The 14,772-nt window shown below is 51.7% G+C and carries 14 protein-coding genes; 10 read left to right on the forward strand and 4 right to left on the reverse strand.

Translation table 11 applies throughout. From position 1 onward, the window contains the following. Nucleotides 1-35 precede the first annotated feature (35 nt). On the reverse strand, nucleotides 36-1,667 hold the full coding sequence (gene radA, locus AC5JO6_RS15915) for a DNA repair protein RadA (RefSeq protein ID WP_496082044.1): 1,632 nt from the start codon (nucleotides 1,665-1,667) through the stop codon (nucleotides 36-38). Between the two features lie 186 nt (nucleotides 1,668-1,853). Between radA and rpaB the strand changes: the two genes are divergently transcribed. Both rpaB and AC5JO6_RS15925 read left to right on the forward strand, forming a co-directional pair. Beyond that, nucleotides 1,854-2,585, forward strand: coding sequence for a response regulator transcription factor RpaB (rpaB, locus tag AC5JO6_RS15920; protein WP_496082045.1), 732 nt, complete (start codon nucleotides 1,854-1,856; stop codon nucleotides 2,583-2,585). A 60-nt stretch (nucleotides 2,586-2,645) separates the two neighbouring features. After that, complete coding sequence (locus AC5JO6_RS15925) at nucleotides 2,646-3,818, forward strand: cysteine desulfurase family protein (RefSeq protein ID WP_496082058.1); 1,173 nt, start codon at nucleotides 2,646-2,648, stop codon at nucleotides 3,816-3,818. A gap of 19 nt (nucleotides 3,819-3,837) precedes the next feature. Here the strand turns inward: AC5JO6_RS15925 and AC5JO6_RS15930 are convergent, their stop codons facing one another. Next, nucleotides 3,838-3,981 (reverse strand): hypothetical protein, encoded by a 144-nt coding sequence (locus AC5JO6_RS15930; RefSeq protein WP_496082046.1) that lies wholly within the window; start codon nucleotides 3,979-3,981, stop codon nucleotides 3,838-3,840. 258 nt (nucleotides 3,982-4,239) lie between these two features. On the opposite strand from AC5JO6_RS15930, the gene rfbC reads away from it, so the two are divergent. The 4 genes from rfbC to rfbB all read left to right on the forward strand — a co-directional run bounded on the left by rfbC (nucleotide 4,240) and on the right by rfbB (nucleotide 8,659). Beyond that, nucleotides 4,240-4,785 (forward strand): dTDP-4-dehydrorhamnose 3,5-epimerase, encoded by a 546-nt coding sequence (gene rfbC, locus AC5JO6_RS15935; protein ID WP_496082047.1) that lies wholly within the window; start codon nucleotides 4,240-4,242, stop codon nucleotides 4,783-4,785. Nucleotides 4,786-4,815: 30 nt separating this feature from the next. Continuing rightward, complete coding sequence (locus AC5JO6_RS15940) at nucleotides 4,816-5,889, forward strand: glucose-1-phosphate thymidylyltransferase (RefSeq protein WP_496082048.1); 1,074 nt, start codon at nucleotides 4,816-4,818, stop codon at nucleotides 5,887-5,889. Nucleotides 5,890-6,051: 162 nt separating this feature from the next. Next, a complete protein-coding gene (locus AC5JO6_RS15945) occupies nucleotides 6,052-7,449 on the forward strand; it encodes a glycosyltransferase family 4 protein (RefSeq protein WP_496082049.1) in 1,398 nt (465 codons plus the stop codon). 106 nt (nucleotides 7,450-7,555) lie between these two features. After that, nucleotides 7,556-8,659 carry a dTDP-glucose 4,6-dehydratase gene (gene rfbB / locus AC5JO6_RS15950; RefSeq protein WP_496082050.1) on the forward strand — a complete coding sequence of 368 codons (1,104 nt, stop codon included), beginning with the start codon at nucleotides 7,556-7,558 and terminating at the stop codon, nucleotides 8,657-8,659. A gap of 17 nt (nucleotides 8,660-8,676) precedes the next feature. On the opposite strand, the gene AC5JO6_RS15955 is transcribed toward rfbB, so the two are convergent. Continuing rightward, nucleotides 8,677-9,528 (reverse strand): DUF8623 domain-containing protein, encoded by an 852-nt coding sequence (locus AC5JO6_RS15955; RefSeq protein WP_496082051.1) that lies wholly within the window; start codon nucleotides 9,526-9,528, stop codon nucleotides 8,677-8,679. A 107-nt stretch (nucleotides 9,529-9,635) separates the two neighbouring features. Between AC5JO6_RS15955 and murG the strand changes: the two genes are divergently transcribed. Then, a complete protein-coding gene (gene murG, locus AC5JO6_RS15960) occupies nucleotides 9,636-10,781 on the forward strand; it encodes an undecaprenyldiphospho-muramoylpentapeptide beta-N-acetylglucosaminyltransferase (protein ID WP_496082052.1) in 1,146 nt (381 codons plus the stop codon). Between the two features lie 171 nt (nucleotides 10,782-10,952). Beyond that, nucleotides 10,953-11,333 carry a VOC family protein gene (locus AC5JO6_RS15965; protein WP_496082053.1) on the forward strand — a complete coding sequence of 127 codons (381 nt, stop codon included), beginning with the start codon at nucleotides 10,953-10,955 and terminating at the stop codon, nucleotides 11,331-11,333. Nucleotides 11,334-11,514: 181 nt separating this feature from the next. Here AC5JO6_RS15965 and AC5JO6_RS15970 read toward each other — a convergent pair whose 3' ends face one another. Continuing rightward, nucleotides 11,515-12,135, reverse strand: coding sequence for a thioredoxin family protein (locus AC5JO6_RS15970; protein WP_496082054.1), 621 nt, complete (start codon nucleotides 12,133-12,135; stop codon nucleotides 11,515-11,517). 138 nt (nucleotides 12,136-12,273) lie between these two features. Between AC5JO6_RS15970 and argB the strand changes: the two genes are divergently transcribed. Both argB and AC5JO6_RS15980 read left to right on the forward strand, forming a co-directional pair. After that, on the forward strand, nucleotides 12,274-13,167 hold the full coding sequence (gene argB, locus AC5JO6_RS15975) for an acetylglutamate kinase (RefSeq protein ID WP_496082055.1): 894 nt from the start codon (nucleotides 12,274-12,276) through the stop codon (nucleotides 13,165-13,167). 303 nt (nucleotides 13,168-13,470) lie between these two features. Further along, on the forward strand, nucleotides 13,471-14,496 hold the full coding sequence (locus tag AC5JO6_RS15980) for an alpha/beta hydrolase (protein ID WP_496082056.1): 1,026 nt from the start codon (nucleotides 13,471-13,473) through the stop codon (nucleotides 14,494-14,496). Nucleotides 14,497-14,772: the final 276 nt, after the last annotated feature.

The following is a 14,772-nucleotide window of genomic DNA, read 5'->3' on the forward strand; positions in this document are numbered from 1 at the left end:
TAGAGGGCTATGCCTCTGACATCTTTTGCACGGCATCACTCGGCTTCATCAATGGACTCATCAGTAGACTTTTTGCCTGCAAGGGCGATCGCAATCGCATCAACAACCCTGGCAACGGGAAAAATCTCCATGCCCAAATCGGGTAAGACTTGCCCTTTCGGAACGATCGCCTGCTTGAAGCCTAGTTTCGCCGCTTCTTTCAGCCGTAGCTCCATTTGTGAAACGGGTCGCACCTGCCCACCCAAACCCACTTCGCCAATTAAGACCATGCGGGGATCAACAACCCGATCGCGAAAACTTGCCACCACTGCGATCGCCACGCCCAAATCAGCAGCAGGTTCTCCCACGCTCAAGCCACCAGAAGAGGCAACGTAAGCATCCAGTTTGGAGAGGGGAATGCCGACCCGTTTTTCCAACACTGCCAGAATTTGCAGCAGCCGATTATATTCAATGCCCGTGGTCGATCGCCGGGGTGAGCTGTAGCTAGTCGGGCTAACGAGAGCTTGCAATTCAACCACGATCGGGCGCGTCCCTTCACAGGCAACGATCGTTGCACTACCCGACGAAAACTCATCCCGATTGCCCAGAAACAGTTCCGAGGGATTAAGCACTTCCTGCAACCCCTGATCCACCATCTCAAACACGCCGATTTCGTGGGTCGCCCCAAAGCGGTTTTTCACCGATCGCAGCAAGCGGTGGCTAGCAAAGCGATCGCCCTCAAAGTACAGTACCGTGTCCACCATATGTTCGAGTACCTTTGGTCCCGCGATCGCCCCTTCCTTCGTCACGTGCCCCACAATGAACAGCGTAATATTCTGCCGCTTCGCCATCTGCATCAGCACCGACGTACACTCCCGCACCTGCGCCACCGAACCAGGGGCAGACGACAACGCACTGAAGTATAGCGCCTGGATACTGTCAATCACCGCTACATGAGGCTTTAGCGACTCCAACTCTGCAAGAATCGTATCGAGGTCGGTTTCGGGCAGAAGGTAGAGGTTGGAGGGTGTGGGGTGTGGGGTGTGGGGTGTGGGGTGAGAAGAATCGGGAAGAGTCTTGAGTTTTGAGTTTTGAGTAGCGCTTTGCGCCGACAAACTAGAGAGTTTTGAGTTTTGAGTTTTCCCGCCTCCCGACTCCCGACTCCCGACTCCCGACTCTTCCCTTCTGCCTTCTGCCGCCTGCCCTCTGCCTCCTCTTCCCTCCCCCCTTTCCTCCCCCACCCCCAGCCGCTGCGCTCTCAGCTTCACCTGTTGGGCAGACTCTTCGGCACAGACATAGAGCGTGCGATAGGTTTGAGACAGGCGATTGGCAGTTTGTAGCAGCAGGGTGGATTTGCCGATACCCGGATCGCCACCGATGAGTACTAGAGAACCGGGGACGATGCCACCACCGAGGACGCGATCGAGTTCCACATAGCCGGACGACAGGCGAGACTGAGGGTGGTCAGAGATTTGCGCCAGTGTGAGAGCAGCTTTGGGCTGAGCGGGCGTTTGATGGGCAGTGCGGCTACCGACGCGAACGGCACCGGGACGAGCGGCTGTAGTTGTAGCAGGGGCGACCTGCTCTTCGAGTGCATTCCAGCTATTGCAGGCAGGGCATTTGCCAAAGTATTGTGAGGACTCTGCACCGCATTGGTTGCAAACGTAGTGCGATCGAAGTTTCGGCATTCTTGGTGAGGAACGGTTAGAAGTACTTGTATCAGCGAGAACGCCAACAAATGTAATAGTAAGAACGTCCGAAGCGCTTTGAGGGAGACAATTTTAGCGTTCCGAACCAGACCACTTCGGGTACTATCTTTAATGATAGGGTACAGAAATTAATGATTCTAAAATTAGCTTAAGGAGTCTATCATCTTGGAAAATCACAAAGAAAAAATATTAGTGGTTGATGATGAAGCGAGTATTCGCCGCATCTTAGAAACGCGCCTCTCAATGATTGGCTACGATGTGGTGACAGCCGCTGACGGTGAAGAAGCGCTGGACACCTTTCGTAATGCCGACCCTGACCTGGTTGTTTTAGATGTGATGATGCCAAAACTTGATGGCTATGGGGTTTGTCAGGAGTTGCGGAAAGAGTCGGACGTACCCATCATTATGCTGACAGCGTTGGGCGATGTCGCCGATCGCATCACGGGTCTGGAACTCGGTGCCGATGATTATGTCGTCAAGCCCTTCTCACCCAAAGAGCTAGAAGCGCGGATTCGATCGGTGCTGCGCCGAGTCGAAAAAACAGGTACCACAGGCATTCCTAGCTCTGGTGTCATTCATATCAACAGCATTCGCATCGATACCAACAAGCGTCAAGTTTACAAGGGTGACGAACGTATTCGGTTAACGGGGATGGAATTTAGCCTGCTGGAACTGCTGGTCAGTCGATCAGGAGAAGCATTTTCCCGATCGGAAATTCTGCAAGAAGTGTGGGGCTACACACCCGAACGTCACGTTGATACGCGCGTTGTAGACGTACACATTTCTCGTCTCCGCGCCAAGCTCGAAGACGACCCCAGTAACCCAGAGCTGATCTTAACGGCTCGTGGTACAGGCTACCTCTTTCAGCGCATTCTTGAACCGGGCGAAATCGAATAGACCAGACTGGCTCAGCAGGCTTGTATGCTGAAGGAGAGAACGTCTATGCCTCAGATGCCCATGCAGATTTATTTGGACTACAGCGCCACGACACCCACGCGTCCAGAGGCGATCGCGGCAATGCAGGTTGCCTTGAGTGATCAGTGGGGCAATCCATCGAGCCTTCATGCATGGGGGCAACGGGCCGCGATCGTCGTTGAACGTGCCAGGGTGCAGGTAGGGCGACTGCTTAATGCCCCACCCGAAGCGATCGTCTTTACGGCTGGCGGCACTGAGGCAGATAATCTGGCAATCATGGGTGTTGTGCGTCAATATGCCACACCGCAGCATGTGATTATCTCCAGCGTCGAGCATTCAGCGATCGCCGAACCTGTGCGCTGGCTTGAACAATTGGGCTGGCAGGTCACGCGCTTACCTGTTGATCAGCAGGGACGAGTTAATCCTTTGGAGTTACGGGCGGCGCTGCAAGCAAACACCGTTTTAGTGTCAATCATCTACGGTCAGAGCGAAGTTGGCACGTTACAACCCATTCAGGCATTAGGGGCGATCGCCCGTGCTCACGGTGCTTTGTTTCATACCGATGCCGTGCAGGTTGCAGGACGCTTGCCGCTAGATATGCAACAACTACCTGTTGATCTGTTGTCCTTATCCAGCCATAAACTTTATGGTCCTCAAGGTGCAGGGGCGCTGTATGTACGACCGGATGTGACGCTCCTGCCGTTAATCGGTGGCGGTGGTCAGGAAGCGAAACTACGATCGGGCACACAGGCTGTACCCGCGATCGCAGGCTTCGGCGTTGCTGCTGAGTTAGCCGCACAGGAGATGGCGATCGAAACGCCACGACTGATCCAACTGCGCGATTACCTTTTCGAGCAATTAGCCGCTGTCCCTGAGTTGGCACCGACTGGTGATCGCTGGCATCGTTTACCCCATCACACCAGCTTCTACCTTCAACATGCTGATGGCGAGGTGCTCAACGGTAAAACGCTCGTGCGCCACATGAATCTCGCTGGCATCGGCATCAGCGCTGGCTCTGCCTGTCACAGCGGTAAATTGTCTCCCAGCCCAATCTTGCAGGCAATGGGGTATAGCGATCGCATTGCCAAAGCAGGCGTTCGTCTCACGTTGGGAAAGCAGACAACTGAAGCTGATATCGACTGGACGGTGATGGTACTCAAGCAATTGCTGGCTCGACTCGCACCAGAACCATCTTTATCCAGGTTGTCTTACTGATGCACCACGATCGCATCGCTTACCGGGAGTGCGATCGCTTATCATCTGCGCAAGCCAATCGCTCTCCAAACGCAATCGCGCAGTAATGGTCGATCGCTTGCCGCACTGCAAAATAACCAGAACCCGGCTGGTCAAAAACGGCAGCATTTACAACAGCAAGCAAAGCCACAACTGCAACGACTGCGATCGCCAGTTAGCGATAGGGTCTACTGCACTTCACGCCGCTCAGGATAACATTGGTCGTTTATCGGTGCAATCTTCATTGTTCAATGAAGATCTCCTCAAGCAATTGAACCTTGATGAGTCAGCACGTTATAACGCTTACAGTGAGTGAACAAACTTTATCAGGCGTATAGTGTAAAGTTCTCATAAAACGCTCTAAGCACTTAGTTGTCAGAGGTCGTGTTGTGAGGAAATTGTGATGAACGTCTCGCCCACCGAAATTCCTGATGTGTTAGTTTTCGAGCCTCGTGTCTTTGAAGACGATCGCGGCTTCTTTTTTGAAAGCTTCAACGAACGTGTGTTTGCTGATAAAACCGGAGTCAAGGTTCAATTTGTTCAAGATAACCACTCGCGCTCCTGTCAAAACGTTCTGCGGGGGCTACATTATCAAATTCAGCAACCTCAAGGTAAGTTAGTGCGAACAATTTTGGGCACTATATTGGACATAGCCGTTGACATTCGTCGGCACTCACCGACCTTTGGGCAATGGATTAGTTGTCAGCTCAGCGCCGAAAACAAGCGCACACTTTGGGTTCCTGCCGGATGTGCTCATGGCTTTGTGGTCATTTCAGAGGTCGCCGAAGTGCTGTACAAGGCAACAGACTACTACGCACCTCAATACGAACGCTGCCTGCTTTGGAACGATCCTGATTTAGCAATTGACTGGTCTCTCACAGCAGAACCAATTCTGTCTGCTAAAGACCAAGCAGGAAAGCCTCTTAAATTAGCTGAAGTCTATCCTTGACCGAAAACCCTCTTCTCAGAGATTCGTCTTATGAAAGCAATCATTCTCAGTGGTGGTAAAGGCACACGACTGCGACCACTGACTTACACTGGCGCAAAACAACTGGTGCCAGTGGCGAACAAACCCATTCTTTGGTATGGCATAGAAGCTATTGTGGCGACGGGCATTACCGACATCGGTATCATCATCAGCCCCGAAACAGGCGAAGAAGTCAAAGCAAAAACAGGTGATGGCGATCGCTTTGGTGCCAGGATTACCTACATTTTGCAGGAGCAGCCTGCAGGTCTGGCACATGCCGTCAAGATCGCTCGTCCCTTTCTGGGCGATACCCCTTTTGTGATGTACCTGGGCGACAACCTGATTCAAAATGAACTCGGCGAGTTTCTGAATCACTTTAAAGAACAGCAGATGGATTCTCTCATCTTGCTGCGTCCGGTTGCTAACCCATCTGCGTTTGGGGTTGCTCAAATTGATGAGCAGGGGCGGGTCGTGCATCTGGTTGAAAAGCCCAAAGTGCCGCCGTCAAATCTAGCGCTAGTCGGTATCTACTTTTTTGCTAACACCATTCACGCCGCGATCGATCGCATCCAGCCGTCTGCCAGAGGTGAGCTTGAAATTACTGACGCGATCCAAGACCTGATCGACCACAAACAACACGTTGAAGCCCGTCAAATTGAAGGATGGTGGCTTGATACGGGTAAAAAGGATGACCTCCTCGAAGCGAATCAGATCATTCTGGACACATGCCTCAAATCCGACCTCTGCGGTGAGTTGGATGCTCAAAGTCAGGTTTTCGGACGCGTCCAGATTGGCACAGGCTCCAAACTCATCAACTGTAGTGTCCGTGGTCCTGTGACGATCGGCAAAGACTGCCACCTGGAAAATTGCTTTATCGGTCCTTACAGTAGCATTGCTGATCAAGTGACGTTGATTGATGTTGATTTAGAGCACAGTGTCATTCTTCGAGGCGCAAAGGTTATAGGCATTCATCAGCGCATCGTTGACAGCGTGATCGGACAACGCGCTCACCTCAAAACTGCCCCACAGCGTCCAAAAGCACTGCGCTTCATGATCGGTGATGACTGCCAGATTGAGTTAGCATAACGGCTACATCGTTTGCAGTTGACTAAAAGACACGCCACCTTCCCACAATCTCTGTAAAGGGAGCCGACCTAAAGACTACCGAGGGAGGAGTTCTAGCCCAAGCACTATGTTGTAAATTTCGCCTAAACCAACAGGTGTATTACCAGCCCTAAAGAGTTTGATATGACTAGCGACAAACCCCGCGTGCTGCTTGTGGCAGAACATGCTTCGGCGAAGTTTGGCGGTGAGGCAGCATTGCCGCTCCATTACTTTAGAGTGCTCCGGAAGCGTCAGATTGAAGCCTGGCTGATTGTGCACGATCGCACTCGTGATGAGCTAAAGCTGTGTGTCGGAGACGACTTCGATCGCATCTTTTTTGTCTCTGACACAACTGCACACCGACTGCTGTGGCGGCTTGGTCAATACTTACCGCAGCGATTGGCTTACTTTACAGCCTGGTTTGCTTTACGCTTATTGACGCAGATAGCTCAACGCCGTTTGGTAAGACAAATTGTGCAAAGCCACCGGATTACCGTTGTGCATCAGCCAATTCCCGTTTCACCCAAAGAGCCATCTCTGATTTTTAATGTGGGGGCACCAGTCATCATCGGACCGATGAATGGTGGCATGAACTACCCACCCGCTTTTGAGTGGATGCAAAGCCGCTTCGTTCATCTGGCTCTTCAAGTAGGTCGTTTATTGGCTGACTGCCTTAATTGGCTCATTCCGGGCAAACGCCAAGCGGCGGCTCTACTGGTTGCCAATACACGCACATGCCATGCGCTACCGAAGGGTACCTGTGGTGATGTGGTTAGGCTTCATGAGAATGGCGTTGATCTGTCGGTATGGCAACCAACGTCTGAACCAGTGTCTCAGGTGCCTACACAACCGCTAACAGAGACAAAAAGCCCAGTTACCAAGTTTGTTTTTGTTGGTCGGTTGGTGCATTGGAAGGCGGTTAATCTACTGTTGCTTGCGTTTGAGCGGGTTGCCCAGCAGCTACCTGTTGAGCTGGAAATTATTGGCGATGGTCCTGAGAGTACAAGCCTGAGACAGCAGGCAAGAGCATTAGGATTGTTGCCATTGCACGAACTTCAAAGCACTGACCAGACTATATGCAGGCAGACTCAACTCCATAGCTCAGTGCATTTTCTGGGTTGGTTATCTCAAGCTGACTGTGCTCGACGGCTGCAACGATCGGATGTGATGGTGCTGCCCAGTATGCTGGAGTGCGGTGGTGCAGTGATTTTAGAATCAATGGCGATGGGTATTCCGGTGATTGCGACGAACTGGGGCGGACCGTCAGATTATTTGGATGAATCGTGTGGCATTTTAATTGAGCCACGATCGCAGCGTTTATTTGTCAATGATCTAGCCGCAGCGATGATCCGGATGGCAGCGTCACCAGCTTTGCGTCAATCGATGGGTCAAAGGGGTCGTCACCGAGCAATGCGCTATTTTGACTGGGATGTTAAAGTCGATGCCATTCTAGAAATTTATCGAGCTGTACTCAAGGCAAACGCGCCCATGCGATCACTGACAAACCCGGAGAACGCAGGTAATGCTGTTAGCAGAGTGTAAATTCTGAAGGGTGTAAACGCCAAGTCATAGCAAGATAACACTTTTTTACAAAGCCCAAAACACGCCGTCCCAGTTCAACTTCAATTAACGCAAGCACCTAAAATTTATGACATCTATAGAGCAAGAACCATCCCTATCAAGAAACCCGCGCACTATTTTGATTACTGGTGGAGCGGGCTTCATCGGCGCTAACTTTGTCCATCACTGGTGCAAACACTATCCGGGCGATCGGGTAGTGGTGCTTGATGCGTTGACCTATGCTGGCAATCGTAAAACCCTGGAAGCGCAAGAGGCACAGGCGAATCTACGCTTTGTTCAAGGCGATATTTGCGATCGGGCGTTGGTGGATGCCTTGCTGCGGGAGGAAGCGATCGATACAGTGGCGCATTTTGCGGCGGAGTCCCATGTCGATCGATCGATTCTGGGTCCCGATGCCTTTGTACGAACGAATATCAATGGCACCTTCACGCTGGTTGAAGCCTTTCGACAACACTGGAATGCCCACCAACAGCCGACTCATTTTCGCTTCCATCACGTTTCTACAGATGAAGTGTATGGTAGCCTGAGTGCCGATGATCCAGCCTTCTCGGAAACCACACCCTATGCGCCCAACAGTCCTTACTCTGCGTCAAAAGCAGGTAGTGATCATCTAGTGCGGGCTTACTACCATACTTACGGGCTGCCGACACTAATTACCAACTGTTCCAATAACTACGGTCCCTATCACTTTCCCGAAAAGCTCATCCCGCTGATGTGCATCAATATTTTGATGGGTAAACCGCTGCCTGTGTACGGCGATGGGCTGAATATTCGCGATTGGCTGTATGTAGGCGACCATTGCAGCGCGTTGGATGCGGTGCTTCATCGCGGTAGACCGGGCGAAACGTACAATATTGGCGGTAACAACGAGGTGAAGAACATCGATCTCGTGCATATGCTGTGCGCGTTGATGGATGAATTAGCGCCTGATTTGCCCATGCGTCCGTCTAGCAAGCTCATTACGTTTGTGAAAGACCGTGCTGGGCACGATCGGCGCTATGCCATTGATGCCACCAAAATCAAAACAGAACTGGGTTGGATGCCAGCGCAGACAATTGAAACCGGACTACGGCAAACGGTGGAGTGGTATTTGGCAAACCAGGGCTGGTGGCAACCGTTGCTCTCTGAAGAATACCAGGCTTACTATGCAACGGTTTATACCAGCGTTTAGTCGATCGTGCTTGAGTACTATTGAGGAGCCTTCACACGATTGACGACTCGTAAGCGCTGCGTGATCATCGTCATACCGTCCTGCCGCACTAACACGGCTGAGATCCAACGACTGTCAGCCGTGAGTGGTGCACGACCAACTTTGAAAAGACCGCCAGCAGATAGGAGTTCTAAGTCAACGGTTGTGGGGTTAACGAACCCATCGGCTTTGACAGGTTCTTCAAGCGCTGTTCCTAGTAGAAGGTCATTTCCTAAAGGTTCTTGTACAACTGCATCAAAGCTAAATGCCTGTCCAGCGTTTACTTGCTCTGGTAGGTTTAGCTTCACGTTGGGAGGGTTGGTGCCAGAGGTGATTTGGCTACGTTCGGCGAGAATCTCTTGTCGCACGATTTTTTGGTTTTCAAACTGTTGCTGTGCCTGGAGAGTAGAATCGATTTTCAGCTCCCGATCGCCCATTTTTTGTGCTCCGGTGACATACGTCACTGTTTGTGCTGTAATGCCATTGCCTTCAGCTTTCCAGGACTTGAGTTCGGTGCGATAGGTCAAGTTTGGGTAGCGTTTCCAAAGTTGAGTCAGCGCCTGCTCTAACGTCTGGCGGGTTAAGCCATCCGAGTGCGTAAAGGTCGGGCTATAAAACGCCAGGACACTCTGAACATTGTGGCTACTGGCAGCTTTGTCGATCGCTGCTAATGTCTCTTTTAGTGGTGCAGGAGCTGTTTCAGGTGGTTCTGCGTTGACACGACTGGCAAATCCTCCAAACGCGATCGCTATGCCCATTGCCACCAAAGCAGCCTGCCAGCGTTGCGTTGCCTGGATTGGACGCGAAATCGGTGGAGGCGTGGCGGTTAAAGAGTGCAAAGACTTAGGCATGGGGATTAGTTCGGTCGCTATGGGGTCGATCGCGGACAAAGTTTGGCGTACAATCTGCAACTTAACATCTTAAGGTTAGTTATGAATGCAGCGTCTTTAAGATCGTCGTGAACAATTCTCCTGATTCTACTCTGCCAGCAACCATTAAGGCTGTAACCGCAGCAACGACCCCAATACGGTTGCTGATTGCTGCCAGCGGCACGGGTGGACACGTCTTCCCTGCAATCGCTGTCGCAGAGTGCCTTGCAGACTACCAGATTGAGTGGCTGGGTGTACCCGATCGCCTGGAAAGCCAGTTAGTGGCTGGGCGCTATCCTTTGCATACCGTAACGGCTGAAGGCTTTCAAAAACGTGGTTTAGATAGCATCCGTGTGGCTGCAAAGCTGATCGCCTCTATCTGGCAGGTGCGGCGGTTGCTGCAAATCGGTGGGTTTCAAGGCGTGTTCACAACGGGTGGCTACATTGCTGCGCCTGCGGTTCTTGCTGCTCGATCGCTCGGTCTACCGGTCATTCTGCATGAATCGAATGCACTACCGGGAAAAGTAACGCGGTTTCTGGGTCCCTGGTGTAGCGCGATCGCGATCGGCTTTGCAGCCGCAGCAACCCATCTTCCCAACACAAAAGTAATCTGTACCGGTACACCCGTGCGATCGCAGTTTCAGGCTGGCGGAACAACCGACATATCTGACCTTGCCCTTCCTGATGATGCCTTGCTCATTGTCGTCATCGGCGGCAGTCAGGGAGCAGTGGGCATCAATCGGCTGGTGCGGCAATGTGCCCCTGCCTGGTTTGACGCTGGTTTCTGGGTGGTGCATCTCACAGGCGAAAACGATCCAGACGCGACGCACCTCCAGCATCCTCAATACTTTGCGTTGCCCTTCTACAACAATATGGCGGGCTTACTGCAACGAGCGGATCTGGCAATCAGTCGATCGGGTGCAGGCACGTTAACAGAACTCGCTATTACCCACACGCCCTCGATCCTCATTCCCTATCCTTATGCGGCTGAAGATCATCAAACCTGTAACGCAGCCGTGTTTACAAAAGTTGGAGCCGCCAAGCTGTTCCAGCAGCATGATTTAACACCAGATGGTCTAACCGCTGAGGTTTTGGATCTGCTGGGTCATGAGCACAGCCACACGCATCCTTCCGAACGACTACAGAAAATGGCGCAGCAGGCAAGCTGTTTAGCAGTACCCGATAGTGCTGAGCAATTGGCTCAATTAGTGCGGCACTGGTTGAATACTGGATAGTCTGTGTGCAGGTTGGAACCTGGCATTATTTTCCTGCTCCGTTTTGAGCGTGTTTTGTCTTGATACAACAGTTTTATGAGAAAAATAGTACAAATGTATTTTGCATGACTGACAAAACGTGAACAGCGACAGATAATTAAGAGCGTCCAGAGGCTTTGCAAGGAGCATATTGTGCAAAACGCAATCAGTTGGTTTGAGATTCCAGCGATCGATTTTGATCGAGCAGTTAACTTTTACGGCGCTGTGTTAGGCACAGAAATCCAGAAAAGTGAATTTATGGGTGAGCCGCAAGCCTTTTTTCCTGGCAGTGACCAGGGCGTTGGGGGCGCGATCGTGAAAAGTGAACGCTTAACGCCAGCCGCAACAGGCACTCTTATCTACTTGAACGTAGAAACGGTTGAGCAGTTGGAGCAATCGTTAGAGCGAGTTGAGTCCAACGGTGGCAAAACACTCATGCCAAAAACAGCGATCGGCGATCCTGGTTTTATCGGCATTATCCTGGATACGGAAGGCAATTGTATCGGGCTACACGCGCCCAAACCATCTGCTTAATGCCTAGGGCGCGTCATCAATTAGCTCCAAAACCTGGCGGTATCAGCCTGATCGCGCCCGCCCCAACACACCAGGCTAGGGGCTAGAACCCTTGCTGCAAGTCATGTGTAGTTGTAATTGATGACAGCCCCTAGTTAATGGCACCATCCGTAAGGGCGTTACACCTAACGCCCTGACAAACTTAGTTTGTGACGATCTGGCTGCTGTGGCTGCGAGGATCACTGTCAGCGCTGGCTTTTGGGGTGACAGGGGCAGAGAAGGCAGAGGTTTGTCCAGTCGTTTTCGCGTAGGGAAGAGTGCCACCAGATGCAAGTGCTACGAGGTTCGCTTCCATAATGGCATGGGGTTGTTCGCCGATCGACTGCGCGATCGCATCCCCATCCTGACCCAAAAAGACAAAGTGCGGAATGCCATCCACCCGATAGGACAATACTTCAGGAAGCCATTTGCTGTTGTCCACATTCAGCATGACAAAATTTACCCGATCGCCGTACTGCTGCTTCAACGCTTCTAAATCCGGTGCCATTGTCTGACAGCTTGTACACCAGTTGGCGTAAAACTCCATTAGTGTTGGCTTACCGTTGCTGAGTGCCACTTCCAGCGGCACAGCATCTTCTGCCATTGTTGAGAGTAACCCTGACCCTGTTTCGGTCTTCAGCCCCAGGAAAACAGACGCAGTGAGGACGATCGCCACCAGTACAATGATGAAATTTCGGACTCGCGTTCCAAGCGTCGTTTGAGCGATCGCGGTTGGAGCAGAGTCTGACGATGGCTTTGTTGGGTCTGGCGCATTAGCGGTCATAGTGAATAAGGGCTGATGATAAGGAGGTTGAGTATTTTAATTGTAGCGATCGCTATCCGATTTTCCAGATTGTCGCAATTGACATAGCCGAACGCAGTCAGCTCCTCTACACTGCATATGATCTGTTTTGATGCTGCTATGTCTAACGAGAGTGAATATATCCGCAAAGCGGAAGCGACGAGAGTCCGCGTTCTGAGCGAGGCGCTGCCTTACATTCAGCAATTTGCTGGTCGGACAGTCGTAGTTAAGTACGGCGGCGCTGCGATGAAAGACAGCAGCCTGAAAGACAAGGTGATTCGCGATGTGGTCTTCATGGCGTGTGTGGGGCTACGCCCGATCGTCGTGCATGGCGGCGGACCCGAAATCAATACATGGCTGGATAAGCTGGGCATTGAGCCACAGTTCAAGAACGGACTGCGAGTGACCGATGCCGCCACGATGGATGTCGTAGAAATGGTGCTGGTTGGTCGAGTGAACAAAGAGTTAGTCGCGCTGATTAACCAAGCAGGCGGCTCGGCGGTTGGGCTTTGCGGGATGGATGCCAATTTGATTAAAGCCCGTCCGGTTGATGCGGTTGACGTTGGCTTTGTGGGCGAAGTGACCAGCGTCGATATCCGGATTCTGGAGACGTTGGTTACCGCGGGGCACATTCCCGTTGTTTCTAGCGTTGCAGCCGATGAAACGGGACAGACATACAACATCAACGCTGACACAGTAGCAGGCGAAATTGCGGCTGCCTTGGGTGCTGAGAAGATGATTCTGCTTACCGACACAGCAGGCATTCTGCGCGATTACAAAGATATGGCGACACTGATTCCAAAAATAGACATCCAGGAGGCGCGAACGCTGATTGATGATGGCATTGTTTCTGGTGGGATGATCCCGAAGGTCAATTGCTGTGTCCGATCGCTCGCTCAAGGGGTTCGCGCCGCCCACATCATCGATGGACGCATTCCTCATGCCCTGCTGTTAGAAATCTTTACCGATGCAGGTATTGGTTCCATGATTGTGGCATCAGAGTTTATGGGCTGAGTTTGCTGGTGAATTGGGGCACTCTAAGCACAGGGATGAACGAGTCCTGTCGCTCCCGGTTTTTCTTTCAACCTAAGCCGACCAAGCGGATCTGTCTTTTCTTGCATGGGTTTACAGCCGAACCAGCTCAGTTCGTGCCAATGGCAGCAACCTTTTTCAAGGCAGGCTCTAACGTTTTGGTGCCGCTGCTGCCGGGTCAGATCTCTTACCCTGCTTGGGTGAGCATCAATAGACAGAACATGGACTAAGATAAAGCAGCCATTTATCCCTTGCTGGAACTTATTCCCTGGCTCTTATCTATCCATGTCTAACTACTCCGCTTTAACCACCACGATCGCGGCTGAAGCAAAGGCGCGTGAAGATGCGCTGCCCGTTCGCAACGAGTCCTGTCGCTCGAAATTTTTCTTTCACCCTCAGCCAACTCAAAAGGTTTGCTTATTTTTTCATGGGTTTACAGGCTATCCCAATCAGTTTTTGCCCCTGAGTAAAGCGTTGTATCAGAAGGGATATAACGTGCTGGTACCGCTGCTGCCGGGGCACGGACAGGCAGGGAACTGGAACCGCGATCGCCCTACCCCGCTACCCACTGACCCAAAAGTCTATCAGGACTTTGCGTTGGCTTGGATTCGGCAGGCACAGGCATTGGGGCAGCAGGTTGTGGTTGGTGGGCTATCAGGTGGCGGCACTCTTTGCGGTTGGTTAGCGCTAGAGCATCGAGACTTGATCGATCGCGCCCTCCTCTTTGCTCCTTACCTGAGCGGCAACAGCATCACCGATAAGCTGTTCATTAAGCTGTCAAACTCCTACTATTCCTGGGGTGGTAACCCTGATCTGGCGATCGGCTACACAAATTTTCAGGTGCCAGCACTACGGTTGTTTCTCGACTTGGGCGCAAAACTCCTCAAGCAAGCGCGAACAACCCCGGCGGCTCCCATGTTTATTTTCTCGACAGAAATCGATGATTCGGTTGATACGAACGATCACAAAGCCTTTTTTGCGGATGCGCTTCAGTTTCAGCCGAAGTGCTGGTATCACTGCTTCGATCGCACCTACAAAGTACCCCATACCATGATGACGATCGGCGAAGGCAATCAGTGGGAAGGCATTCTCAACTTGATGGCAAAGGCATATGTGGAAAGCGATTTGACCTGGGCAGAAGTCGAAGAAATTGGGTTTCGCCTGACTCAAGGCAAAACGTTTCCTAACATTGTGGCGGAGCTAGGGATCAGCGATCGCGCGGGTCCTGATATGCCTGCAATGATGACGATGGTAGATAAGGCAGCGATCGTTCAGGCACGCAATCCTTCAATGACTGATAACGGTGGTTAGGAGCTATCGGCTATCGGCTATCGGCTATCAGCTATCAGCTATCGGCTATCAGCTATCAGCTATCAGCTATCAGCTATCAGCTATCAGCTATCAGCTCTAAATTTGCTCAAGCGAGGCTAGCAGATTGACTTATAGCTCTAAACTCAGGCTAACCGCTAACTGCTGACCGCTGACCGCTGACCGCTAACCGCTAACTGTGGTTAGGAGCTATCAGCTATCAGCTATCAGCTCTAAATTTGCTCAAGCGAGGCTAGCAGATTGACTTATAGCTCTAAA

The organism is Tildeniella sp., from assembly GCF_059505325.1.

Excerpts from the sequence above, each read along its gene's own strand:
- radA (WP_496082044.1), bottom strand. The coding sequence starts at position 1,667 with ATGCCGAAACTTCGATCGCACTACGTTTGCAACCAATGCGGTGCAGAG.
- AC5JO6_RS15925 (WP_496082058.1), top strand. The coding sequence starts at position 2,646 with ATGCAGATTTATTTGGACTACAGCGCCACGACACCCACGCGTCCAGAG.
- rfbC (WP_496082047.1), top strand. The coding sequence starts at position 4,240 with ATGAACGTCTCGCCCACCGAAATTCCTGATGTGTTAGTTTTCGAGCCT.
- AC5JO6_RS15940 (WP_496082048.1), top strand. The coding sequence starts at position 4,816 with ATGAAAGCAATCATTCTCAGTGGTGGTAAAGGCACACGACTGCGACCA.
- AC5JO6_RS15945 (WP_496082049.1), top strand. The coding sequence starts at position 6,052 with ATGACTAGCGACAAACCCCGCGTGCTGCTTGTGGCAGAACATGCTTCG.
- rfbB (WP_496082050.1), top strand. The coding sequence starts at position 7,556 with ATGACATCTATAGAGCAAGAACCATCCCTATCAAGAAACCCGCGCACT.
- AC5JO6_RS15955 (WP_496082051.1), bottom strand. The coding sequence starts at position 9,528 with ATGCCTAAGTCTTTGCACTCTTTAACCGCCACGCCTCCACCGATTTCG.
- AC5JO6_RS15970 (WP_496082054.1), bottom strand. The coding sequence starts at position 12,135 with ATGACCGCTAATGCGCCAGACCCAACAAAGCCATCGTCAGACTCTGCT.
- argB (WP_496082055.1), top strand. The coding sequence starts at position 12,274 with ATGTCTAACGAGAGTGAATATATCCGCAAAGCGGAAGCGACGAGAGTC.
- AC5JO6_RS15980 (WP_496082056.1), top strand. The coding sequence starts at position 13,471 with ATGTCTAACTACTCCGCTTTAACCACCACGATCGCGGCTGAAGCAAAG.